A 22,932-nucleotide genomic window follows, 5' to 3' on the forward strand; every position below is an offset into this window, starting at 1 on the left:
CAGCCGCGAGGGACTGACTGTTTTCCTTTACAGGTTCTCTTTTTCCAGCAAATATACGCGCACATTTTTCTTAATACCGAACTCCTGCGCATCGCCCAAATCGTTCATGAAGACGTCGATCCGCGACCCGCGAATGGCTGAACCGATGTCCTCTGCCTGGCGAATCCCAATTCCGTCAATAAATACGGTAGAGCCTAGCGGAATCACATTCGGGTCGACGGCAATGGTCCGGCCCTCCTGCGCTTTCATACCGCTGTAAGTAATGCCGTATTCGGGATGCGAGCTTCGCTTGCCGGTCGATTCATAGCCGGCGGTATAGGCGGTGAGTGTCGTGTTCAGCACTTTTTTAATAATTTGATGCTGGCCGCCCGGCATCGAGATGCTGCCAGTCCCAGTAGGAATCAAAAGAGTTTGCCCAACCTGCAGGCTCTTTGGATTTTGAATATTATTGGCGCTCATGACATCGTCAACACTGACACCGAAGCTAGAGGCGATTTTGAACAACGTATCCCCACGATTGACTTGATATTTCGTTTGTGATGGAAGCGATACGGTAGGCTCTGTTTCCGCCGGAGGCTCCGTACTGCTGGAAGCAAGGCTATACGATGAGGGAATTTCGCCGCCGTCTTCACTGGCAGGGTACGAGTAAGCTTTATGAACAGGAAACAGACTGATTAAGAACAGTGAGCTAAGCAGCAAAGTGATAAGCAGCATTTTACGACTATTACTAAACATAGTATTTCCTCCTATTAGAAAAAAGTAGAATTATAGATACTAGATTTGCCTAAGATTTGGGAGAATATACGTTAGCGTTATATTTTTTGAAAATAGCTTGAACATTGCTTGGCAAGTTGATGGAAAGCTGATGGAAAGCTGCCCCCGATCTGCCATCGTTCCGACATTGTTCTGACATGGTATATCGCCGGGAGACTATGATAAGCTATAACTAAGAAAAAAGGAGGCGATGATTGTGATCCAAGTATTTCCCGCAGCATCACGGAGTTCGATGGATATAGGTTGGCTGAAGACGCACCGCAGCTTTTCGTTTGGCGATTATTTTGATGAGGGCAATACGGGCTTCGGGGTCATGCGCGTTTGCAATGATGACGATATTGCGCCAGGGCGCGGATTCGGCCCGCACCCGCACAGCGATATGGAGATTGTCACCATCGTGCTCAGCGGAGCGATTAAGCACGAGGACAGTCTCGGCCACGTTGCGGTTACGACGGCGAGCGGCGTGCAGCGGATGTCTGCAGGGACAGGTGTTGTACATGCGGAATATAACGCGTCAGAGACGGAGCCGCTAACGCTGTTGCAGCTGTGGTTCATGCCGTCAGAGCGGGGGTTGGCCCCATCATTTGAGAACGTGACTTATGTATCAGAAGCAATGCACAATGCGCTGCTGCCCGTTGTCACGCCTGAAGGCGGCGAGCATGCAGCCCAGATTCATCAGGATCTGAGCATCTTCTTGAGCAAGCTGGAGAGCGGCAAGCAGTTGACGCACCGCCAACATGGGGAGCGCCGGGTGTTCCTCATGGTATTTAGCGGCAAATTGGCGGTGAATGGCACCGTCTTGGCAGAGAAAGACGCCTTGCGGATCACCGCCGAGCCAGCTATTGAGCTGAATGCTTTGGAGAACGCTCATTTCATGCTCATCGATTTGCCATAATATGGGGAGGTTCGTGCAAATGAAAGAGACATTTTTGGTCAAACATGCCGTCGGGGGCCGATCCTTCATTGACACTGGCAAGCATCCGCTTCCTTACACGTGGCAGCAGGATGGGGATCAATGGATATTTACGGTTCAGATCGAAAAGAACGAAACTGCGGAGCTGCTCAAATGGAAGGACGAACTGAACGTTTTTATCTTCCAGGAGTTTGAGAACGAACCAACACGGAAATTATGGTTCTATGTCCTCCAGGGTCCGGTTCGTTATGAGGAAGAAAGCAAGCAGCTCGTCATTGTGGCGCAATCCAAGATTGAATATATCCCCGATCTTTTTAGCACACAGTTATAACGTGCCTGGGGCCAGATAGGTGAAGGGGAGCAAGAGCCCGGGCAAAGTGCTGCTCGGTGTTCGAGCTTGATATGGATAGGAGAACAGCAATGAAAGACCGGGAACAACTTGTACAGGAAGCAGCATCTTTTATTACTGAATGTTATGGCGAGCTGGGCAAGAGCCGGCAGGAATTGGAAGCGCGTCTGGCCGAAGTTACGCAGCACGTACAAGAGACAGGCTATTATGATCATACGGCGGAGGAGCTGGAGCATGGGGCCAAGATGGCCTGGCGCAACAGCAACCGCTGCATTGGCAGACTGTTCTGGGAGACGCTGCAAATTCAGGACGCGAGGCATGCGGATACAGAGGAACAGATGACTGAAGCGCTGGTTCAACATATCGCAACGGCCACGAATAACGGTAAAATCCGCCCTATGATTACCGTCTTTCAGCCTGCACACACACCTGAGCGCACGGTTCGCGTGTGGAACGACCAGCTGATCCGTTACGCCGGATACGAGACGGAGCACGGCATGCTGGGCGATCCGGCTTCGCTGAAGGTGACCGAGCTTTGCCGGTCGCTGGGCTGGGAAGGAGCGGGAACGCACTTTGACGTGCTGCCGCTGGTCGTGCAGATCGGCGAGCGAGCGCCGCGCTATTTCGAAATTCCGCCGGAGCTCGTGATGGAGGTGGAGATTACTCACCCCGAAATTCCCGACTTTGCCGATCTGCATCTCAAATGGTATGCGGTGCCTATCGTATCCAATATGCGCCTTGAAATCGGCGGGCTTGTATATCCAGCTGCACCTTTTAACGGATGGTATATGGGGACGGAAATCGGGGCTAGAAATTTCGCCGATCAAGCGCGGTATGATATGCTGCCGCGCGTTGCCTCGCTGCTGGGGTTGAATACACGCCGGGAAGCAACGCTGTGGAAAGATAAAGCGCTTGTGGAGTTGAATGTAGCGGTGCTGCATTCTTATCAGAAGCAGGGGGTTACCATTGTTGACCATCACACCGCTGCACAGCAGTTTATGCGGTTCGAGGAACGGGAACAGCGGAGCGGGCGTGAAGTGACGGGGAATTGGACGTGGCTGATTCCACCGATGTCGCCTGCGGCCACGCATATTTTTCACACGCATTATGAGAATAAAGTGAAAACCCCGAACTTTTTTTACCACAATCGATGAAGGAGACGGCTATGTCGACATATTCCATACAGGCACGCCAATGGGAGCAGCTCGAGCTGCTGAAGCAAATTTTGGACGAGGCAGGGCTCATTACCAACCTCATGGAGAAGTCCGAGACCATTCCGCTTCATATGCTGATCGCGGCTTTTCAAGAGGATAGCAAGGGGCGGGACCGGTTTCTGCACTTCAGCTTCTTGCCCTTGGATGAGGAGGACATGACGGCGATTCATTTGCTGCAGATCTATAGCACACTTCCGTTCTCATTAAAGGAAGGGCAGCGCGACGCCGTGGCTGATTTGCTGCTGCGCATCAACTCCCGGCTGCCAATCGGCCATTTTGGACTGAATGAGCAGGACGAGCTGCATTATCGCTACGTGTACAGCGTGTCCGCTTCACGCTTGTTCGGCAGCGAGGAAATGCTGGACATTCTCAGTCTGTTCGTTTATATATGCGACATGTTTGCCGATCCGATCGAGCAGGTTGCCAGCGGGGAAGCTGATGTTGCGCAAGTATTGGATATGTGAAAGTATACGCAAGAAGCTGCCCTGAAATCGTCGCAGATGACGAGGGGCAGCTTTTTTTCTTTTTAAGATGAAATTTTCCTAGCTGTTAAACTCGTGGGACCGGGCACTTTTGTCAAAGCATACTGCTTATTCAGCAAATAGCCGAAGAGCGAGGCGAGCGACTGCTGGAACAGCATGCAGAGGATAACGGGAATGGCGACCGGAGCTGGAAAATAAGCAACGGCAATCACCGCCCCGGCGCTAATATTGCGCATGCCGCCATTGAAGGTTAGTGCGACGACAACATCATCCGGCCAGCGCATCAGCTTGGCGATCAGCCAGCCCAAGACGTAGCCCAGAGCGGTCAGGAAGAGGACGAAAACAGCCAACCCGATCAGTTTGCTGTTAATATCCCGCAAATAGGGGGCGATCACCGAGCCGTTAATGGCCACGACAATCCCCATGGCGATTTTGGAGAAAGGCCCTAAACGGCCGCTCCATTGTTCTTTGATTTTGCCCTGTGTGAACTGATTTAGCATCATCCCGATTAAAGAGGGCACTACGACCATGATGAGCATCCCTTTCATCATACCGAACGTGTCCAGATGCACCTTCGCTCCGACAAGCAGCGACATGGTATAAGGGACGATAAACGGTGAAAGCAGCGTATCCACTAATATAATCGAGAGCGTTAGCGCGATATGTCCGCGGTAAATAGCAACCCAGACGAAACTGGTAATGCCTGTTGGGATAGCGGCGGCCAAAATAAGGCCGGATATCGTGAAGGAGTCGCTGCTAAACACGACATGCCCCAATCCCATGGCAAGTAAAGGCATCAACACATGTAAAATAAGCAGTGTAATAATGAGTGGCAGCGGCTGGACGACGACTTGGACAAATTCCTTGAAGCTTGAACTGATGCTCCCCGAGAACGTCATAAAAGCAAAAATCCAGGGCGATAAGTAAGCATACCCGGATAAATGGCTGCCCAACAGAACGCCGGTCAGAACGCTAACGGGAGTAATCAATGGCATGATCTTTTCCATTTTTTTATTGAGTTGCGGCAGCAAGTGGAGGACTTCCTTCCCTGAAGATTGTTGTAATGCCTAATGGCGCAGCACGCACACGGGCAAATGCGGTTGTTCCCATTATAGAAGCTTTAGGGCGGTTGGTAAATTCCCTATTTCCAAGCGTTGGCAGGCGTGCTATGATAATTAACAATAAAATGAAGTGTTTCCCTAGGGGCGCCGTAAGGCTGAGACAGAGTAATCTGAACCCTTTGAACCTGAACTGGGTCATACCAGCGGAGGAAAGTGGAATTTGAAGGATAATCAAACTAGCTGCGCATGTATATGCATGTTTGGCATAGGGCGGACGATTCAACCACTTTCCTCATGGAAAGTGGTTTTTTTGCGTTCATTTTTTATCGCAGAGGGGAGGGGATGGGAAATGGCCGGTTATGAACTGCATGTCATTTCAAACGGCAAGCTGGAGGAGGCGACATTCGCCCGGATTGCAGGTTGCATTCATCCTTACGTCACAGCCATACATATTCGGGAAAAAGAGAAGCCCGCCGAGCAGGTGCTCCGCCTCATCGGGGCGGCGCTGGCAGCAGGAGTGCCCGCCGAACGGTTGTACGTGAACGGCCACCTGTCCATTGCCGCAACCGTTACACTGGGTGGCTTGCACATGGCGGGAAGCAGCCCGCAGCTGACATCCTTGCACGATATGTCCAACCGAGCCCTACGGACAGGGGTATCTGTGCATGGCGTCAATGAAGCGCGGCAGCGCGAGCAGGAGGGAGCGGATTACCTGGTGTTCGGACATATTTACGAGACGGGATCCAAGCCGGGGCTGCCTCCAAGAGGATTGGAGCTGCTAAGCGAAGTGACAGCTGAAGTCTCCATTCCCGTTATTGCCATTGGCGGGGTGACGCCAGAGCGGATCAGGCCTGTACTTGAGGCGGGCGCTTCTGGTGTAGCGGTCATGAGCGGTATTTGGGATGCGGCTGATCCGGAGCAAGCTGTTCGGGCTTATGCGAATGAGTTAACGATAAAGGAGTCGAAACAACGATGAACACAGCCTATGTTCCACAACGTCATCATCATGTCCTTATTGTCGGCGGCGGCGTCATCGGCTGCGCCATAGCGTACTATCTCGCCAAGCGCGGGCAGGCCGTCACCGTGCTGGAGCGCGGGCGGGCAGGCGCCGAGGCTTCGGCGGCAGCGGGCGGCATGCTCGGCGCACAGTCCGAGATGGAAGACACCGGCCCGCTGTTCCAGTGGGCCCGGCGCAGCCGGGGCATGTTCCCGCAGCTGGCGCGGGAACTTAAGGACCTCACGGGCATCGACATCGGTCTCGTCCGTGAAGGGCTGTTGAACGTCGCGCTCAGCGACGCTCAAGAGGAAGAGCTGCGCGCGCGCGAAAAGCTGCAGTGCGCAGCAGGCGAGCCAGCCGAGTGGCTGAGCGCAGCTGCAGCCGCCCGGCTGGAGCCGGCCTTGAGCCAGGACGTGCGCGGAGCGCTGTACCTGCCCGAGGACGGGCAGGTGGAGGCGCCGCTGCTGGCTCAAGCTTTTGCGCAAGCAGCCAGGCTGCTTGGGGCGAACGTGCAGGAATTCGCCCACGTGCAAGGGCTGCTGATTGAGCAGGGCCGGGCCGTCGGCGTCATGACGAGCGAGGGCCCGCTCTACAGCGAGCGCGTCGTCGTCGCCTCGGGGGCATGGAGCGGCACGCTGCTCGCGGGCATCGGCGTGGAGCTGCCTGTATTCCCCGTTAAAGGGGAATGCTTCTCGGTCATCACGCCGCAGCCTGTGCTGCGCAAAACCCTATTTACACCGGGTTGTTATATCGTGCCCAAGGCCGGCGGCAGACTGCTGGTCGGCGCCTCAGTCGTGCCGGGTAGCTATGACCGCAAAGTCTCGCTGGCTGCGCTGGCCGAGCTGATGGAGCGGGCGAAGCAGCTCATGCCTGCGATCGGCCAAGCGGAATGGGAGCGCGCCTGGTCGGGCTTGCGCCCGCAGACGCTGGACGGACTGCCGTACATCGGCCGTGTGCCGGGCTGCGACGGTTTGTACGCGGCTTGCGGCCATTACCGCAACGGCATTCTACTCAGTCCGATCACGGGCAAGGTGGTGGCGGATATGGTGGCAGGCGATACGTCCGGAGTGGATTTGGGAGCGCAGCTGGAGCTTGAATTAGATGAAATAGAAGTAGTATCAAACAGAACTACGCTGGATCGTGAAGAGCAAATGAGCTTGTCGTGGAGGGAGGCTTTTGGTCCGGAGCGGCGGCAAGCGGCGGGCCTAATTAAGGAAACGGAAGGAGTCGTCAAGTCGTGAAGCTGCACATTAACGGTCAGACGGTAGATGTACCGGATACGATCACCACAGTTACGGAGCTGCTCGCCCATTTCGATCTGCTGGGCAAGATGCTGGTTGTCGAACATAACCAGACCATTTTACAGAAGGAAGACCATACACAGACGGAGCTGGCTGAAGGGCATCGTATTGAAATCGTTCATTTTGTTGGAGGGGGATAAAAAATGTTAAAAATTGGTCATTACGAGTTTCATTCACGTCTTTTGCTCGGTACGGGGAAGTTCCCCAATTTTGAGATTCAAAAACAAGCTGTGGATGTCAGTGAATCACAGATTTTAACGTTCGCGGTGCGGCGAATGAATATTTTTGAGGCGAGCCAGCCGAATTTCTTATCGATGCTGGATGTCTCGCAGTTCACGCTGCTGCCGAACACAGCCGGGGCCAAGACGGCGGAAGAAGCGGTGCGCATCGCTAAGCTGGCTAAAGCTTCGGGTCTCTGCGACATGATCAAGGTCGAGGTGATCGGCGACGAGCGCACCTTGCTGCCTGATCCGATCGAGACTTTGAAGGCGTCGGAGATGCTGCTTGCCGAGGGCTTTATCGTGCTGCCTTACACTTCGGATGATGTGCTGCTGGCCAAGCGTCTGCAGGATCTGGGCGTGCACGCCATCATGCCGGGCGCATCGCCGATCGGTACCGGCCAAGGCATCGTGAATCCGCTCAACCTGAGCTTTATCATCGAGCAAGCGACTGTGCCGGTTATCGTGGATGCCGGAATCGGTGCGCCTTCGGATGCGGCGCTGGCGATGGAGATGGGCGCTGACGGCGTACTGTTGAATACTGCGGTATCAGGGGCGAAGGATCCGGTCAAAATGGCGCTGGCGATGAAGCTCGCGATCGAGGCGGGGCGCGCCGGTTACGAGGCGGGGCGTATTCCTAAAAAGCGCTATGCTTCGGCAAGCAGCCCGATGGAAGGGTTCAGCCGGGTATAACGAACGGCATAATGGCATCAAGGAGGGGAAAGACCAGCCAGATGATGAATGAGCAACAGATCAGGCAGGCGCTGCGCCTGTATTTGGTGATGGGCAGTCCGAACTGCGGCGGGGCGGACCCGGTCCGTGTGTTGGAGGCTGCGATCGCAGGCGGCATCACGATGTTTCAGTTTCGCGAGAAAGGTGCCGGAGCCCTGCAGGGGCAGGCACGTCTCGCGCTGGGCGCAAGGCTGCGGCGGCTGTGCGCGCAGCATGGGATCCCGTTCATCGTGGATGACGATGAACGGCTGGCTCTAGAGCTGGCGGCCGATGGCATTCACATCGGCCAGGAGGATGCGCCAGCCGCCGCTGTGCGCGAGCGGCTGCCGCAGATGATCGTGGGCGTGTCAGCCCACGATCCGGCGGAGGCATCGGCGGCGATGGCCGCAGGCGCCGACTATTTGGGCGTCGGGCCCCAATACGCCACACGCACCAAGCTCGATGCGCGTGAGGTCCGGGGCCCGGCCATGATAGCCCGGATGCGCGAAGCGGGCATCCGGCTCCCGCTCGTCGGCATCGGCGGGATCGATGCCGGGAACTGTGGCGCCGTCATCCGCGCAGGGGCGGACGGCGTGGCGGTCGTGAGCGCGATCACTGAGGCGCGCTCGCCGCAGGAGGCAGCCGCCCGCTTGCTAGGGGCGTGTTTATAATTCTAAGGGGCATTTCTGTTGAAAGTGATGACAGAAACGCCCCTTTTTGCTACCATAGAGAAAAGCTATCGTTCGTTACCCCTTTAACGCGTTGATCGGAGTGCGTGAAATTATGTTCAACGCTTACAAATGTTTAATTGACATCATTTTCTTTTGGCATTATGATACGGTTAAAAAGATTTGACCGTCGTCCAATTAATCTCTCTATGGAGAGTAAGTACTGGCCGATAGCTCGCATGAGCGCGATGCTATGGGTGATTAGAGGGAGGTCGAATCCAAGATGAAGCTGCAGCCGATTTATATCATTGAAGATCTGGAGCAATTGAAAACCGTTAGTGACCCGCTGCGCGCCAAAGTGCTTCAATTGCTGATCGAGAAGGCGTATACAGGTCAACAGTTGGCTAAACTATTAGATATGGCGCGTGCGAAGGTGCATTATCACTTGAATGAGCTGGAGAAGCACGGCTTCATTTCGGTCATTCGTACGGAGCTCAAGAACGGCATCGTACAAAAGTTTTATCGTGCGGTCGCCCGTGGTTTCGTACCTAGCGAGAAGCTGCTGCCGTATGTCTCGGAAGTGGAGAGTTATTACCGTGAACGCACGTTAAGCGTGCTTGCCCGTGCCAGGCGCAGGGCGCTCACTGCACCAGAAGAGGCATTCCAGATTCAGTCATCCGACCGCTCACAATGGCCGATCATTATGACGCAGGTCGAAGTGAAGATGAAGAAAGAGAAGTATGCGGAGTGGCTGCGGAAGTTTCGCAATCTCATTTTTGAGCTGGATGCCAACCAGGATGAAGACGGGGAATGGTACTACTTGACTACGGTCGGGTTTCAGACGAATGGACCCCTGTTTGCCCCAGTCGAAGAAGAAGAGGAGAGATGACGATGTTGGACCCAAGATTAACGAAGCTGGCTGACGTGCTCGTGAATTATTCCGTGAAAGCGCAGCCTGGCGAAAATATTTTGATCGAAGCTTACGGTATCGATAATGCCTTGGTAAAAGAGCTTGTCCGAAAAGTTCATGAAGCCGGCGCTCATCCTTTTGTCAATGTGCGTGATCACGCCGTGATGCGTCAGATGATCATGAATAGCACGGAAGCGCAAATGCAGAAATGGGCGGAGATCGACGCTTTCCAAATGAAGCAAATGCAAGGATACATAGGTGTGCGCGGCGGCGCGAATATTTACGAGTTGTCCGATATTCCTGCGGATCGCATGAAGTTCTACAACTCGATCTACTATCAACAGGTTCATTTTGATGTACGGATTAAAGATACAAGATGGGTCGTTCTGCGCTATCCGACGCCTTCCATGGCGCAGTTGGCCAGCATGAGCACAGAAGCTTTTGAAGACTTCTACTTTAATGTATGTACGATGGATTACGGCAAAATGTCCAAAGCGATGGACGCGCTCAAAGAACTGATGGATCGCACGGACAAGGTTCGTCTGGTAGGTCCTGGCACCGACTTGACGTTCTCGATCAAAGGCATCGGCAGCGTAAAATGCGATGGCGGCTTGAACATTCCGGATGGTGAAGTGTACTCCGCTCCGGTTCGTGATTCCGTTAACGGCGTGATTTCCTTTAATACGCCTACGCCGCATGACGGCTTTGTTTTTGAAAATATTCGTCTGGAGTTCGCCAACGGTAAAATCGTCAATGCAACTGCAAATGATTCCGATCGTATTAATGAGATTCTCGATATGGATGAGGGTGCGCGTTATGTCGGTGAATTCGCCATTGGTGTGAACCCGTACATCCAGCATCCGATGAAGGACACGCTGTTCGACGAGAAGATCGACGGCAGCTTCCATTTTACGCCGGGCAATTGCTACGACGATGCGTACAACGGCAACAAGTCCTCGTTGCACTGGGATATCGTCAATATTCAGCGTCCGGAATACGGCGGCGGCGAAATCTGGTTCGACGATGTGCTGATCCGCAAAGACGGCATTTTCGTTCTGCCTGAGCTGCAGCAGCTGAATCCTGAGAATTTGAAGTAATGTAAAAAGACCACCGGGTAGTTGGCTGCCCGGTGGTTTTTTGTCGTGTTTTGTGGTTCAGGTGAAGCGAGAGAGTTAGCGTCGTCGCCCGCGCCCCTACCCCTGGCGCGCACCGATTTCCTCCAGCATGCGCTGGATCATCGCCTGCATAGGCAGCGCTCCGAGATCGCCTTCCTGCCGCTTTCGGACGGCTACGTGGCCCGCTTGCTTTTCCGCTTGGCCGACGACGAGCAGGTAAGGGACCTTCTCCAGCTGGCCCTGACGGATTTTGTAGCCGAGCTTTTCGCTTCTGCCGTCGATCTCGACCCGGATGCCCGCTGCTTGCAGCTGCGCCTTCACTTCAAAAGCGTAGTCCAGCTCGTTGTCGGACACCGGTATTATTTTTGCCTGCACCGGTGCGAGCCAGAGGGGGAAGGCTCCGGCAAAATGCTCCGTGAGAATCCCCATGAACCGGTCGATGGAGCCATAAACCGCACGATGGATCACGACCGGCCGTTGCTTCTTATTATTTTCACCGATATAGGAAAGGTCGAACTTCTCAGGCATTTGAAAATCCAGCTGAATCGTTCCACACTGCCAACTGCGTTTTAGGGCGTCCATAATGTGAAAATCAATCTTCGGCCCGTAGAACGCCCCATCGCCTTCGTTGACCCGATAAGCGATGCCTCGCGCATCCAAGACGTTTTGCAAAGATTGCTCAGCACGCGCCCAAAGCTCTTCTGAGCCCATGGAATCCTCCGGCCGTGTGGATAGCTCGACGCGGTACTCGAAGCCGAAGACTTGATAAATATGATCAATTAACGCGATAACTTGACTAATTTCCTCTTCAATCTGATCAGGGCAGACAAACAGATGGGCGTCGTCCTGGCAGAACGTCCGCACACGCATCATGCCGCTGAGCGCTCCGGAGTACTCGTGGCGGTGTACTTGCCCGAACTCAGCCATGCGAAGGGGCAGCTCCCGGTAAGAGCGCAGACTGTTTTTAAAAATCAGCATATGCCCCGGGCAGTTCATCGGCTTAAGCGCATAGTTCGCTTCATCGACCGCTGTGAAGTACATGTTCTCTTTGTAATGATCCCAATGGCCGGACTGTTCCCACAGGCGGTTGTTCAGCATCAGTGGTGTGCGCACTTCGTCGTAGCCGTTTTGCCGCAGCAGCTGTCTTTCGAATTCCTCTAGCTCCGTGCGAATCGCCATCCCCTTGGGCAAGTAAAACGGCATGCCGGGGGCTTCATCCGAGAACATGAACAGATCCAGTTCTTTGCCCAGCTTCCGGTGGTCGCGCTTCTTAGCCTCCTCCAGCACATGCAAATGCTCGTCAAGCTGCGCTTTATTCGGGAAAGCTGTGCCATAGACGCGCTGCAGCATCTTCTTATTGGCATCGCCGCGCCAATAGGCACCAGCTACATTCAACAGCTTGACGGCTTTGATCCGGCCAGTCGAGGGCAGATGCGGTCCACGGCAAAGATCGACGAACTCGCCCTGCTCGTAAAGACTAATGACCGCATCGTCCGGCAGGTCGCGAATCAGCTCCAGCTTCAGCGGATCCTGAAGCGCCTCGAAGACAGCGATGGCTTCCGCGCGGCTGACTTCACGCCTGACAATGGGCAGATTCTCTTGAATAATCGCCTGCATCTGCTTCTCAATAACGGCGAGATCGCTGATCGAGAGCGGTGCGGGGAGATCCATATCGTAGTAAAAGCCATCTTGGATGACCGGCCCGATCCCCAGTTTCACGGCTTCATTGCCGTACAACCGCTTCATGGCCTGGGCCATCAAGTGAGCTGCACTGTGGCGATGGATGTCTTGGCCTTCCTGACTGTCCAGCACAATAATTTCAAGTTCACAATCCTGATCAAGCGGCTTACTCAGATCGACAAGCTTACCGCCGATCTTGCCGGCGACGGCGTTTTTCTTCAAGCCAGCGCTTATGGACGCCGCCACTTGCTCGACTGTGGTTCCAGCCGCATACCTCCGATCTTTTCCATCTGCTAATCTGACTTGAATTTCCATGAAAAACGCCTCCATTTCTTGATTTTTAACACAAATATAAAAAAGCGAACGCAAAAAAACGCCTCTATCCCTAACAGGGACGAGTGCGTTTACGCTCGTGGTTCCACCCTAATTCGACCTGCACGTGTGAAGCCTTGGCGATCAACGCCACAGGTGCACTTACAGGATCCTCATTGGTATCCGCTAACGGGGATAAATCGGTGCCGCTTACTGCCGCTGCCATCAGGCTGCAGGTTCAACGCCACGGCTGCAAAGGGGTAATTTCGATCCGGTCTCTGAAGAAGCTCGCAGCGAATGCTTCTCTCTCTGGGCAGTCCGTTAAGGAAATCATGTCTTTGGTCATAGCCTTGTATGTTGCTTGATTCAAAACTATAAAGGAGCAAGTATGCCAAAGTCAATAGGCGAATTCTAAAATAGGAATTTTTTCAAAAAATTGGGCTATACGCGCCGCTGCTGAGACTGGTATTGGCGGGGCGGGAGACCAACCGCTTTTTTAAACGTGCGGATGAAGTTCGAATAATCGTTAAACCCGACCAGCTGGCAGGCATCGGTCACGGTGCAGCCTTCCCGGAGCAGCTGCTTCGCCTTGGCAATGCGTTTGAATAAAATATGCTCGTGAATGGTGCTGCCGGTATGCTTTTTAAACAGTCTGCACAAGTAGGAACGGTTCATGAACACGACCTGCTCCAGCACATCCAGCGTCAGATCCTGCTCCAGATTCTCGTCGATGTAAGTGAGCAGCGAAGCTAGCTTGTCCGGCAGCATGCCCTGCTCCTTATGATTGCCTTGGTTCTGAAAAAGGCGGTTAATAAAGACGAGCAACTCGATAAAGGTGGCGACATAGAGCACTTCAGACCCTGCTTTGGCTTGGGAATGGTGGATTTCCATCCGCTCGTACAGCTTCATGATATCATCGATCTGCTGCGGGGTTAGCCGCATGCGGTTTTGCTCGCCCATGACGCGGTTGTTGAAGCAGGCCAGCAAGTCAAATTGCGGCGAACTGAACGCCTCGGCCAGCTTTGGATTGAAGTGAATGACGACGTTTTCGTAACGCTGCTTTTTGGATTGAAAATTAGGCCGGTGCAGCTCGTTGCTATGCATAATGAGGAGGTCGCCGTACTGCAGAGGATACACTTGCTTTTCTATAAAATAATGCACGTCGCCTGACAGAAAAAAGTAAATTTCATACAAATCGTGATGTTTGTGGAATTCTTGATGGCCAGGTTCATAACTGATGCCATGCCTAAAAGTAAGCGCATTCTTCAAGTCTTGGTAAAGGTCCTGCACGATCGGTTCCCTCCTTTGGTGTGGAGTCAATATTAGCATGATTTTGCCCAATTATTGCAATGAATATGTTGATATTATACTGCAAAATAGAAGGGAGTTAAACTATTAACGAGATTCATCTTTGAGGAGGATCATGATGAAACTGTCCGTATTTACCGTTGCAACCCCAGACCTGACACCTGAAGAGCTTGCTAAAGCAGCCCAAGACGCAGGGATCGAAGGCATTGAATGGCGCTATAAAGAAATCCCGGCTGAAGTTGCCAATGAGAAGCCTTCTTTTTGGAGAAATAACCTTTGCTCCATCGATCCTTCTGCTTCGGATGAAGAGCTGGAGCGCTTCAAACGCGCTGCCGCGGACCATAACCTGGTCAACCTGAGCGTAACGCCATACTTGACATGCGGCGATGTTGCCGGCACAGAGCGCGTGATGCAGGTAGCAAAGAAAGTTGGCGCTTCTTACATTCGCGTCGGCGTGCCGCACTATGATGGAACTGCAAACTATAATGATTTATATAAGCAAGAAATCGATTATCTGCACCATGTGCAGGAGCTTTCCCAACAGTACGGCGTGAAGGGACTTGTGGAAATTCACCACAACACGATTGCGCCAAGTGCCGGCTTAGTGCACCGTCTCGTATCCGGTTTCAATCCGGAGTATATCGGTGTGCTGCATGATGCGGGCAACATGGTGCACGAAGGCCAGGAGAACTTCCGCATGGGCCTGGAGCTGCTCGGACCTTACTTGGCACACGTGCATGTGAAGAATGCGCGCTGGGTGCCAACAGGTGAGGTCCAGGATGACATCACACTGTGGAGAAGTGAGTGGGCTCCGCTGGATCAAGGTATCGTGAACTGGAAAAAGCTGCTCGGCGAATTGAAAGCTGTCGGCTACGACGGTTACCTGGGCATCGAGGATTTCAGCGCCCAGTACGCATCGGCGGAAATGCTGAAGAACTTTGCTGCCAAAGTAAAAGCTTGGTTGGCTTAAGTCTTCAAGAGTTAGGAAACCTCACTCGTGTGCGAGCACGAGCGAGGTTTTTTGTCGTCCAACGGAAAGGACCGAGTTTGATTTGGCCCTGGTAGTTTGTGTAAAATGTTGGTGTCAAAACCAACAAGAATGCGAGGTATGTTCATGGTGCGCTCAAAGCCGCTATGGCTGCTGCTCATCTGGTTCACAGCGGCCGCGGCCTGTTTGCTCGTGCTCAAGTTTACCGATGCATGGCCGCATCTGGATAAGACGAGCTTAACGGATTGGCTCAGGGCGAACAGCCTCCAGGGCGGTGTTATCTACATCATCGCCTATACACTTAGACCGCTGCTCTTATTTCCGGCAACGCCGTTAACGCTGTATGGAGGCTATGTGTTCGGCGCCTTGTGGGGCTCCGTGTTTGATATTATTGGGGCCGGCGCCGGGGCGCTGCTGTCTTTTTATATTGCCCGCAAATGGGGGAGAACAGGCTTTCAGAGCCTGCTGAAGAATAAGAAGGTGCAGGCCTTCGATGAGAAAGCAGGGAAGAATGGCTTCCTGGTTGTGCTGTATATGCGGTTGATGCCTTTTTTTCCCTTCGATGGTGTTAGTTATGGAGCCGGGCTCTCCAAAGTCAGGTTCTGGGATTACACGTGGGCAACGCTGATCGGCATTATCCCGGGCGCCATCGTCTATAATGTGTTTGGTGCCTCGCTGCAGCATATCGGATCCTCTGGCTTCTATTGGGCGGTGGCGATGTATGCAGTTTTTGCGCTCGTGCCGCTTGCTTTTCGCAAACGCTCCAAAGACCGGTTAAACAAGGATAGGGATGGGCTGCGCGATTCGAATTGAAATTGTGGGGGGATTTGGGGATGGCTGGGAAGCGGTTGTATAGAGATTTATTTTGGGGATTGGCGGCGGCATGTGTGTTTCTGGCCGGCTTTATTGTGCTCTCGCAGAGCATATCCTCCGGATGGTTGAAGAGTTTAGATGATAGCGTGGGGGAGGCAGTTCGCTCGTGGAGAAGCGACGGCTTTACGCAGATCGCTATGGTTTTCAACACACTCGGTAAGAGTACAACGGAGATCATTCTCTTTTTAGTCGTGGGTGCGATCCTCTACTTTAAATTCAAGCGCCGCTGGGAGACGCTCATGTTGTTTCTCGCCGTGCTAGGGACATGGGGGTTGAACACGATGCTCAAAGGGATGTTCGAACGGGAGCGCCCTGCCGGCTTTATGCTGGTTGAGGAAGGTGGTTTCAGTTTTCCAAGCGGCACGCGATGGTCTCCAGCTTGTTCTACGGCTTGGTTGGATATCTGTTGTGGATCAATCTGCGACGCAGATGGCGCTGGACTTGGCTGATTCCTGTAATAACAGCCCTGATCGTCCTGTGTATCGGGCTAAGTCGAATTTATTTGGGCGTCCATTACCCAAGCGATGTCCTGGCAGGATTCGCTGCAGGAACGGCCGTGTGGACGGGCTGCGTCATGGGTGTGCATACGATTGATCATCACCATTCAGATAGGTTGGGAGTATAGGCTCCCGGCCTATTTTTTTTTACATTTTTTTACGAAATTTATTGTTCCCAGAATCCATAAAGCGTGCTATGATAGGTGACGTTCAAGTATTTCGTATGCGAAATATTTGTAAGGCGAAATAAGTGAGTAGTCTTAAAGGGGATCAATTTAGTAAGGGGGAAGTGGTTTGGATTCAGTCAGGGATCTTGTGGCGGACTTAGGGCGTCTGCAGAAATTGCGGGTTGCTCTCACGTTTAAGGCTCTCCAACGAGAGAATATGACAGGACCTCAGCTGTTTATTTTAAGAGAGCTGTTTATGAATGAGCCAAGGAAGCTGGGCGATTTGGCGCAGGCTGTCCACTTAAGCAACAGCACGGTTTCCGGCATCGTGGACCGGTTGGAGCGGGACGGTCTTGTAGAGCGCAGAAGAGATGAGCAGGACCGCAGAGTGGTCTGGATCAATACGACAAATTTTTGCCAGCAGATGAAGAAAGCGAATGTTGAGGGCCTTAACCGTGAGTTTTATGTGGGCTTGGAAGATAAGTTCACGCCTGAACAAATTGCAATGTGTAAGGAAGTCATAAATACCCTCATCAAACATATCGAGGGAAAGTTGGAGGGACTGGAATGAAACGAAAAATGATCTTATTTATTATTCTTGCCGTGATGGTAGTCAGCGGCGCAGGCATCGGCGGTTACTATTGGTATGAAGGTGCTAACTTCGTATCCACAGATAACGCGCGCGTAGCTGGCGACATTTATCGCGTCATGCCTAGAATTTCCGGGAAAATCAATACGCTCGGCATCAAGGTAGGCGACACCGTTGTTGCGGATCAAATTGTCGGCCAGCAGGACATTACGAATTTGTCCAACAGCTTGCTTGATCAGGCTGCCCTGCGTTCCCCAATCGGCGGAACTGTGATTCAAACTGCAGCTAGAGTCGGCGAGGTTGTCTCCCCAGGTCAATCGGTTGCGATGATCGTGGACAAAAATGCAGTGTACATATCTGCAGATGTGGAAGAAACCAAGATCAAGAAAATTCGTGTCGGCCAGCCGGTTGAATTCACAATCGATACGTACGAAGGCGCGAAATTCACCGGAAAAGTGACTGAAATCGGAGAAGCTACGGCTTCGACGTTCTCGCTGATTCCATCTGTAAGCACAAGCGGCAATTTCACGAAGGTGACGCAGCGCCTTAATGTGAAAATTTCCATTGACGATCATAAGGGATTTGATCTTGCACCGGGTATGAATGCAGTGATCAAGATCCACATCAAAGGGGAGTAAGGTGACACCCATGAAAAAACATCTGAACGTTATGCTGTCCATTAGTGTGCTGGCAGGATCCATGATTATGATGAGCGGCTGCGGAGCGCCATCGAATGCGGCTAGCACGCAATTGCCTTCGGTTAAAGTAATTACACTGGGCAGCACGAATGCGGCCGGTGCCAGCGGTAAATTAGCTGCAGACCAAACGGTCCAAGTTGTATCCAAAATCAGCGGCAAAGTAGCCTCTGTCCTTGTAGAAGAAGGCGCGAAAGTGAAGAAAGGCGATGTGCTCGTCCAGATCGATACCGAAGATCTAACAGAGCAGCTGAACCAGGCGCAAGCAGGTCTGGCGGCGTCGCAAGCGAAGCTGGCGGATACGGAAGCGGGAACGCGCTCGCAGGATCTGCAAGCTGCATCAGCAAGTGCGGGGCAGGCCAAAGCCGGCGTGAATCAAGCGGCTGCAGGCGTCGCGCAAGCGCAAGCTTCGCTGGACCTCGTGACCAAAAATTATAATCACGCGAAAAATGCTTATGATCAAGGCGACATCAACCAGGATGATCTGGATAAAGCGACGGCGGACTACGACAAAGCTAAAGCAGCCTATGACGCAGCAGTTTCGCAGCAGCAATCGGCTAGTGCGGCATTATCCGCTGCGGAAGCGAAGCTGAGCCTGGCCAAAGAAGGGGCGACAGCCAACACCCTGGAGCAGTTGAAGGCGGATGTAACGGCCAAGCAAGCGGCATTAACGCTGGCGCAAAATGCGGTTAAGAATGCAGGCGTCGTATCGCCGATTGATGGCATCATTGCCAAGAAGAGCATTAACGCAGGTGAAATGGCGCAAGCTGGAGCTGCATTGCTGACAGTTGTCAGCATGGATCAAGTGAAAGTTGAAGTGAGTGTAACGGAGGATATGATTGGTTCCATTCAGCAAGGAGCCAAAGCGGCTGTTGTCGTGCCGAGCGTACCTGGCAAAACGTTTGAGGGCTTGGTCACTTTCGTTAGTCCGGTTTCCGACACGAACAACAATACATTCCCTGTGAAGCTTACAGTGAGCAACACTGACGGTTCCTTGCATGCAGGGGCAGTAGCGAACGTGGCCTTTGGCGGCAGCGACGGCGTGAGCCGGATTGAAGTACCCAAAGCGGCGATCGAGCAAAAGGACGGCAAATCCATCGTCTTCAAGCTGAGCGGAGAGACTGTTCATCCTGTTGAACTGCAAACCGAGGAGAAGAATCAGGATTGGGTTTACATTAAAGGGCAAAGCGAGTTAAAGCCGAATGATAAAATCGTATTGAATCCAGGCGATAAGTTGGCCGACGGTACGAAGGTTCATGCCGAATAAAGGGGGCGACTAGCATGGCTACAGCAGCAGCAACAGCAGCCCCAGCGGAAGAGAAGCAAGAGGAGAAGATTACCGGCTATCAGTGGCTTGCCTTGGTCGTGCTTATTCTCGGTACGTTCTTGGCGATTTTGGATAACAGCTTAATGAACGTTGCCATCCCGAAGCTGATGTCCGTCTTTGGCTCCACCTCGACGGAGATTGAGTGGGTCGTCACCGGCTACATGCTTGCATCAGCTGTCGTGGTGCCGATGGGCGGGTTTCTCTCCGACCGATTCGGATACAAAACTACGTTTCTATCGACGGTCATTGCGTTTATTATCGGGTCCATCTTGTGCGGAGTCGCCTGGAGCGACACGAGTTTGATCGTGTTTCGGATTATTCAGGGCTTGGGCGGCGGCTTTATTATGCCGGTTGGTATGGCGATGTTGTACCAAATTATGCCACGGAGCAAGATTCAAGTGGCGATGGGGATTTGGGGGATCGCAGCGATGGCGGCCCCGGCAATGGGCCCCACGCTAAGCGGATATTTGGTCGACAATTTCAGCTGGCGCTACCTGTTCTACATCAATGTACCGATTGGTATTCTTGCCGTTGTGCTCGGGTTCATTATTCTCAAAGAAACGCCGAAACGCGAAGGCTTGAAGTTTGATTTCACCGGCAGCATTCTGTCCATGATCGTATTCGCCACGCTCCTGTTGGCATTAACCGACGGTCAATCGGACGGCTGGACGTCACTGTATATCGTCAGTTTGTTTTTTATTTCGTTTTTCAGTTTTGTTCTGCTCATCTGGGTGGAACTGGGCAAGGACAATCCGATTCTCGATTTCCGTCTATTTAAGAACCGGATTTTCACCTTAAGCCTGGCGGCTTCCAGCTTCGTCATGATTTCCATGCAGGGCGGGATCTATATGATGCCGATCTTCATGCAGAACGTCATCGGATTGACTCCGATGGAAACAGGACTTGTTATGATGCCGCAGTCAATTGCAATGGCCGTCATGATGCCAGTCACCGGCAAGCTCGTGACCAAATTCGGCGTCGTTCCGCTTGGCGTTATCGGGCTATTGATTATCGGCCTCACCACGATGGAATTGCATGCTCTATCCCAACTGACCTCTACACATTGGATCAGCGGTATCCTTATCATCCGTGGGATTGGGATCGGCTTGTGCATGATGCCGCTGTCCTCGGCGGGGATGAACACACTGCCTAACCATATGATCGGCCGGGCGTCATCCGTGTCCAACGTTATTCGTAACGTCATGGCTTCCCTCGGTATTGCCATGCTGACAAGTATGATGAACAACCAGTCTACCAAGTATGGGGCTGTGTTCAATGAGGATATTTCTACGAATTCGCCGGCTTACGCCGACTTCTCGACGAATGTTGTACATCGTTATCTAGAGCTGGGCACCGATTCGGGTTCGGCGGCAAGCAGTGTCGTAGGCGTATTGTTCGGTTTAGTGCAAAAAGAGGCGTTGACGCGAGCGATCGCAGATACACTCGTGATCTCGGCGTTCCCTGCCTTCATTTCGATCGTGCTTGTTATCTTAATGAGACAGAGAAAGAAGAAAAAAGCCGAGGCCGCAGCCGAAGCCGGTGCAAACGCCGATTCTCAGCATCATGTCATGATCGAAATGTAATAGGCATAAAACGTTCCTGCTCCCATACACTTATTATGTATGCCCGCAATCGGAACGGTGATCGACAATTATTCTCAATTACTCAAGCAAAGGGACAACGCCAGGTATGCGGCTTGTCCCTTTTTTTACGTTTGATGAATACGCGGGCGTCAGGAATATAAGTATTTCTCAATCTTTATGCGGAGCGGTATAATGATTGTCATGAAGATGGCATTCGGTGAATGAACAGAAGGATAGAAAGAAGGTATGAATGTGCTGAAGCTAAGTATACTCGACCAGTCGCCGGTTTCGATCGGCTTCACGCATAGCGAGGCGCTGCAGCAAACGATTCAGCTGGCGCAAGCGGCGGATCGCTTGGGGTTTACCCGGTTCTGGGTGTCGGAGCACCATAATTCAGCCGGGCTCGCGGGCTCGTCGCCAGAGGTGCTCCTGTCTACGCTGGCCGCCCGCACCAACCGCATCAGGCTTGGCTCCGGGGGCGTACTGCTGCCTCATTACAGCGCCTATAAGGTCGCTGAAAATTTTCGCATGCTCGAGGCGCTGTACCCGGGCCGCATCGATTTAGGCATTGGGCGTGCGCCGGGCGGCACGCCGCATACGGCGAAAGCGCTGCGTGGCGCGGACGCCGATCTGTTTGAAGGACTTGAGCGGTTCCCTGCGCAAGTCCATGATTTGCTGCGGTTCCTGACGGATTCCGTGGAAGCAGGGCATGTGTTCGAGGGCATCCGGGCCACCCCTCTGGTGACCGGCGTGCCCCAAGTCTGGCTGCTCGGCTCGACCGGGCAGAGCGGGGTGTACGCCTCGCAATCGGGCGCGGCGTTCTGTTTTGCGCATTTCATCAACGGTGCCGGAGGCCAACAGGCGGTGCGCAGCTACCGCAAGTCGTTCCGGCCGTCCGCGCTGAACGTCGTGCCGCAGACAACGGTCTGTATTCATGTGCTCTGCGCAGAAACAGACGCAGAAGCGGAAAGGCTGGCGGCTTCATCGGATCTGCGCATTTTGCAAGTGGAAAAAGGGGAGTTTGAAGGTGTGCTGCCTCCGGAGGAAGCGGCGAAATATCCGTACTCCGAGTGGGATCTCACGCGGGTACGGGATAATCGTTCTCGCATGATCGTTGGCAGCGCGAGTCGTGTCAGAGAGCAGCTGCTGTCGCTGGCAGCCAGCTATGAGGTCAATGAAGTGATGATTGTAGCCGGAGGCTACCAATTTGAGACGCGCTTAAAGACGATCGAGCTGCTGGCTGAGTCGTTCGGTCTTGCATAAAAGAGAAGGGAGCCTCAGAAGGCCCCCTCTTTCTTCCAATTTTGACTAGCGACGGCGCTTAGGTCTTTTGTTGATTTCTTCTGTGACGATGAAGGCAAGCTCTTCGTTACCGAACAGTGACAATACGCCAAGCAATGTGTCGTCCGGCACTTTGCCGGCCTCTTCCTTCGGTACGGTAAGCGCAAGCGCTTGCTGCAGTGCGATATTGTCCGCTTGGTCCGGGTAAGCTTGACGGTACAGCTCAGCCGGATTGAGATCGTGATTGATACACCACTGCGCAAACACGAGGATCATCATTTGCTCATCGCGTTCATAATTACGTATAATTTGTTCTTCCATCTCTTTTTTGCTCATAGCGAAGCAGGCATCTCCTTGTCGACCGATAAAATGTTGGCAGGGTTCATTATAACGAAAGTGAAAGTGCAGGTGCAATCTTGATTAAAAATGAAAAAATAAAAGCATCCGAAGTTCAGTTGACCGGCGTGAACGGGGAAGATCTCGGGGTCATGGCGACAACAGAAGCGCTGGCGCTGGCTAAGCGGCTCAAGGTGGATCTGGTCTGTACTTCATTGATGAGCAGCCCGCCGCCATGCAAACTGATCGGCGCAGGACAAGCCAAGCAAGAAGCGCTCCAGGAAAAGCACCAGGCGCGTAAACAAGAGAAAGCGCCGAAGGTGAAGGAGCTGCGCTTAACCCCGCATATTGAGGATCATGACCTGGATACGAAGTGTCAGCAAGCGAGACGCATCCTGCAAGCCGGCGATGCCGTCATGCTGGTCGTGAAAATTAGCGGCAAAGAAGGGTCTCAAGCGAAGGCGCTGCTGGAGCAGATCATCCGGGAAATGGCACCGTTTGGCACCAAGCGGACAGGCATTCAGCTTAGCGGCAAGCAGGCAGCAGTCCAATTGGACCCTTTGTAGCTGACTCTTAGCAAGCT

The 22,932-nt window shown here is 53.1% G+C and carries 27 protein-coding genes and 1 riboswitch; of the genes, 22 read left to right on the top strand and 5 right to left on the bottom strand.

Annotation, left to right across the window (positions count from 1 at the left end; all coding sequences use genetic code 11):
* Window positions 1-27: 27 nt before the first annotated feature.
* The gene (locus tag O9139_RS15280) at window positions 28-735 is read right to left on the bottom strand and encodes a 3D domain-containing protein (RefSeq protein ID WP_270880335.1); all 708 of its coding nucleotides are present in this window, start codon (window positions 733-735) and stop codon (window positions 28-30) included.
* Window positions 736-970: 235 nt separating this feature from the next.
* Between O9139_RS15280 and O9139_RS15285 the strand changes: the two genes are divergently transcribed.
* From O9139_RS15285 to O9139_RS15300, 4 genes are all read left to right on the top strand, one after another.
* Window positions 971-1,669: a pirin family protein gene (locus O9139_RS15285; protein ID WP_270880336.1), complete on the top strand. Its 699-nt coding sequence runs from the start codon at window positions 971-973 to the stop codon at window positions 1,667-1,669.
* Window positions 1,670-1,688: 19 nt separating this feature from the next.
* Complete coding sequence (locus O9139_RS15290) at window positions 1,689-2,018, top strand: hypothetical protein (protein ID WP_270880337.1); 330 nt, start codon at window positions 1,689-1,691, stop codon at window positions 2,016-2,018.
* An 89-nt stretch (window positions 2,019-2,107) separates the two neighbouring features.
* Window positions 2,108-3,190: a nitric oxide synthase oxygenase gene (locus O9139_RS15295; RefSeq protein ID WP_270880338.1), complete on the top strand. Its 1,083-nt coding sequence runs from the start codon at window positions 2,108-2,110 to the stop codon at window positions 3,188-3,190.
* Window positions 3,191-3,201: 11 nt separating this feature from the next.
* Window positions 3,202-3,714, top strand: coding sequence for a YbjN domain-containing protein (locus O9139_RS15300; RefSeq protein ID WP_270880339.1), 513 nt, complete (start codon window positions 3,202-3,204; stop codon window positions 3,712-3,714).
* A gap of 62 nt (window positions 3,715-3,776) precedes the next feature.
* Here O9139_RS15300 and O9139_RS15305 read toward each other — a convergent pair whose 3' ends face one another.
* Window positions 3,777-4,763, bottom strand: a complete 987-nt coding sequence (locus tag O9139_RS15305) for a bile acid:sodium symporter family protein (protein ID WP_270880340.1) — start codon at window positions 4,761-4,763, stop codon at window positions 3,777-3,779.
* Window positions 4,764-4,923: 160 nt separating this feature from the next.
* Window positions 4,924-5,022, top strand: a riboswitch (TPP riboswitch).
* 120 nt (window positions 5,023-5,142) lie between these two features.
* Between O9139_RS15305 and O9139_RS15310 the strand changes: the two genes are divergently transcribed.
* From O9139_RS15310 to O9139_RS15340, 7 genes are all read left to right on the top strand, one after another.
* Window positions 5,143-5,769, top strand: coding sequence for a thiamine phosphate synthase (locus O9139_RS15310; RefSeq protein WP_270880341.1), 627 nt, complete (start codon window positions 5,143-5,145; stop codon window positions 5,767-5,769).
* A complete protein-coding gene (gene thiO, locus O9139_RS15315) occupies window positions 5,766-7,031 on the top strand; it encodes a glycine oxidase ThiO (protein ID WP_270880342.1) in 1,266 nt (421 codons plus the stop codon). Before O9139_RS15310 ends, thiO begins: the two co-directional genes overlap by 4 nt.
* Window positions 7,032-7,033: 2 nt before the next feature.
* The gene (gene thiS, locus O9139_RS15320; protein WP_270880588.1) at window positions 7,034-7,231 is read left to right on the top strand and encodes a sulfur carrier protein ThiS; all 198 of its coding nucleotides are present in this window, start codon (window positions 7,034-7,036) and stop codon (window positions 7,229-7,231) included.
* A gap of 3 nt (window positions 7,232-7,234) precedes the next feature.
* Complete coding sequence (locus tag O9139_RS15325; RefSeq protein WP_270880343.1) at window positions 7,235-8,002, top strand: thiazole synthase; 768 nt, start codon at window positions 7,235-7,237, stop codon at window positions 8,000-8,002.
* Window positions 8,003-8,046: 44 nt separating this feature from the next.
* The gene (gene thiE, locus O9139_RS15330; RefSeq protein WP_270880589.1) at window positions 8,047-8,691 is read left to right on the top strand and encodes a thiamine phosphate synthase; all 645 of its coding nucleotides are present in this window, start codon (window positions 8,047-8,049) and stop codon (window positions 8,689-8,691) included.
* 280 nt (window positions 8,692-8,971) lie between these two features.
* Window positions 8,972-9,577, top strand: a complete 606-nt coding sequence (locus O9139_RS15335) for an ArsR/SmtB family transcription factor (protein WP_270880344.1) — start codon at window positions 8,972-8,974, stop codon at window positions 9,575-9,577.
* A 2-nt stretch (window positions 9,578-9,579) separates the two neighbouring features.
* Window positions 9,580-10,695, top strand: a complete 1,116-nt coding sequence (locus O9139_RS15340; RefSeq protein ID WP_270880345.1) for an aminopeptidase — start codon at window positions 9,580-9,582, stop codon at window positions 10,693-10,695.
* 96 nt (window positions 10,696-10,791) lie between these two features.
* Here the strand turns inward: O9139_RS15340 and thrS are convergent, their stop codons facing one another.
* Complete coding sequence (gene thrS / locus O9139_RS15345; RefSeq protein WP_270880346.1) at window positions 10,792-12,708, bottom strand: threonine--tRNA ligase; 1,917 nt, start codon at window positions 12,706-12,708, stop codon at window positions 10,792-10,794.
* 83 nt (window positions 12,709-12,791) lie between these two features.
* Here thrS and O9139_RS15350 point away from each other — a divergent pair, with 83 nt between their 5' ends.
* A complete protein-coding gene (locus O9139_RS15350; RefSeq protein WP_270880347.1) occupies window positions 12,792-13,070 on the top strand; it encodes a hypothetical protein in 279 nt (92 codons plus the stop codon).
* A 76-nt stretch (window positions 13,071-13,146) separates the two neighbouring features.
* Here the strand turns inward: O9139_RS15350 and O9139_RS15355 are convergent, their stop codons facing one another.
* Window positions 13,147-13,995: a helix-turn-helix domain-containing protein gene (locus O9139_RS15355; protein ID WP_270880348.1), complete on the bottom strand. Its 849-nt coding sequence runs from the start codon at window positions 13,993-13,995 to the stop codon at window positions 13,147-13,149.
* 136 nt (window positions 13,996-14,131) lie between these two features.
* On the opposite strand from O9139_RS15355, the gene O9139_RS15360 reads away from it, so the two are divergent.
* The 9 genes from O9139_RS15360 to O9139_RS15395 all read left to right on the top strand — a co-directional run bounded on the left by O9139_RS15360 (window position 14,132) and on the right by O9139_RS15395 (window position 21,995).
* Window positions 14,132-14,983 (top strand): sugar phosphate isomerase/epimerase family protein, encoded by an 852-nt coding sequence (locus tag O9139_RS15360; protein WP_270880590.1) that lies wholly within the window; start codon window positions 14,132-14,134, stop codon window positions 14,981-14,983.
* 144 nt (window positions 14,984-15,127) lie between these two features.
* Window positions 15,128-15,814 carry a TVP38/TMEM64 family protein gene (locus O9139_RS15365; protein ID WP_270880349.1) on the top strand — a complete coding sequence of 229 codons (687 nt, stop codon included), beginning with the start codon at window positions 15,128-15,130 and terminating at the stop codon, window positions 15,812-15,814.
* Between the two features lie 20 nt (window positions 15,815-15,834).
* Window positions 15,835-16,323 carry a phosphatase PAP2 family protein gene (locus O9139_RS15370; RefSeq protein ID WP_270880350.1) on the top strand — a complete coding sequence of 163 codons (489 nt, stop codon included), beginning with the start codon at window positions 15,835-15,837 and terminating at the stop codon, window positions 16,321-16,323.
* Window positions 16,242-16,499, top strand: a complete 258-nt coding sequence (locus tag O9139_RS33325; RefSeq protein ID WP_377523413.1) for a phosphatase PAP2 family protein — start codon at window positions 16,242-16,244, stop codon at window positions 16,497-16,499. The genes O9139_RS15370 and O9139_RS33325 overlap by 82 nt, the downstream gene beginning before the upstream one ends.
* 166 nt (window positions 16,500-16,665) lie before the next feature.
* The gene (locus O9139_RS15375) at window positions 16,666-17,109 is read left to right on the top strand and encodes a MarR family winged helix-turn-helix transcriptional regulator (RefSeq protein WP_270880351.1); all 444 of its coding nucleotides are present in this window, start codon (window positions 16,666-16,668) and stop codon (window positions 17,107-17,109) included.
* Complete coding sequence (locus tag O9139_RS15380) at window positions 17,106-17,765, top strand: HlyD family secretion protein (protein WP_270880352.1); 660 nt, start codon at window positions 17,106-17,108, stop codon at window positions 17,763-17,765. The genes O9139_RS15375 and O9139_RS15380 overlap by 4 nt, the downstream gene beginning before the upstream one ends.
* A gap of 10 nt (window positions 17,766-17,775) precedes the next feature.
* A complete protein-coding gene (locus O9139_RS15385; RefSeq protein ID WP_270880353.1) occupies window positions 17,776-19,089 on the top strand; it encodes an efflux RND transporter periplasmic adaptor subunit in 1,314 nt (437 codons plus the stop codon).
* Between the two features lie 14 nt (window positions 19,090-19,103).
* Window positions 19,104-20,732, top strand: coding sequence for a DHA2 family efflux MFS transporter permease subunit (locus tag O9139_RS15390; protein WP_270880354.1), 1,629 nt, complete (start codon window positions 19,104-19,106; stop codon window positions 20,730-20,732).
* Between the two features lie 252 nt (window positions 20,733-20,984).
* Complete coding sequence (locus O9139_RS15395; RefSeq protein ID WP_270880591.1) at window positions 20,985-21,995, top strand: LLM class flavin-dependent oxidoreductase; 1,011 nt, start codon at window positions 20,985-20,987, stop codon at window positions 21,993-21,995.
* Window positions 21,996-22,040: 45 nt separating this feature from the next.
* Here the strand turns inward: O9139_RS15395 and O9139_RS15400 are convergent, their stop codons facing one another.
* Window positions 22,041-22,349, bottom strand: coding sequence for a hypothetical protein (locus O9139_RS15400; protein ID WP_270880355.1), 309 nt, complete (start codon window positions 22,347-22,349; stop codon window positions 22,041-22,043).
* A gap of 80 nt (window positions 22,350-22,429) precedes the next feature.
* Here O9139_RS15400 and infC point away from each other — a divergent pair, with 80 nt between their 5' ends.
* Window positions 22,430-22,915 carry a translation initiation factor IF-3 gene (infC, locus tag O9139_RS15405; RefSeq protein WP_270880356.1) on the top strand — a complete coding sequence of 162 codons (486 nt, stop codon included), beginning with the start codon at window positions 22,430-22,432 and terminating at the stop codon, window positions 22,913-22,915.
* Window positions 22,916-22,932 lie beyond the last annotated feature (17 nt).

Origin of the sequence: Paenibacillus aestuarii (assembly GCF_027789125.1) — a bacterium.
Taxonomy (GTDB): Bacteria; Bacillota; Bacilli; order Paenibacillales; family NBRC-103111; genus Paenibacillus_E; species Paenibacillus_E aestuarii.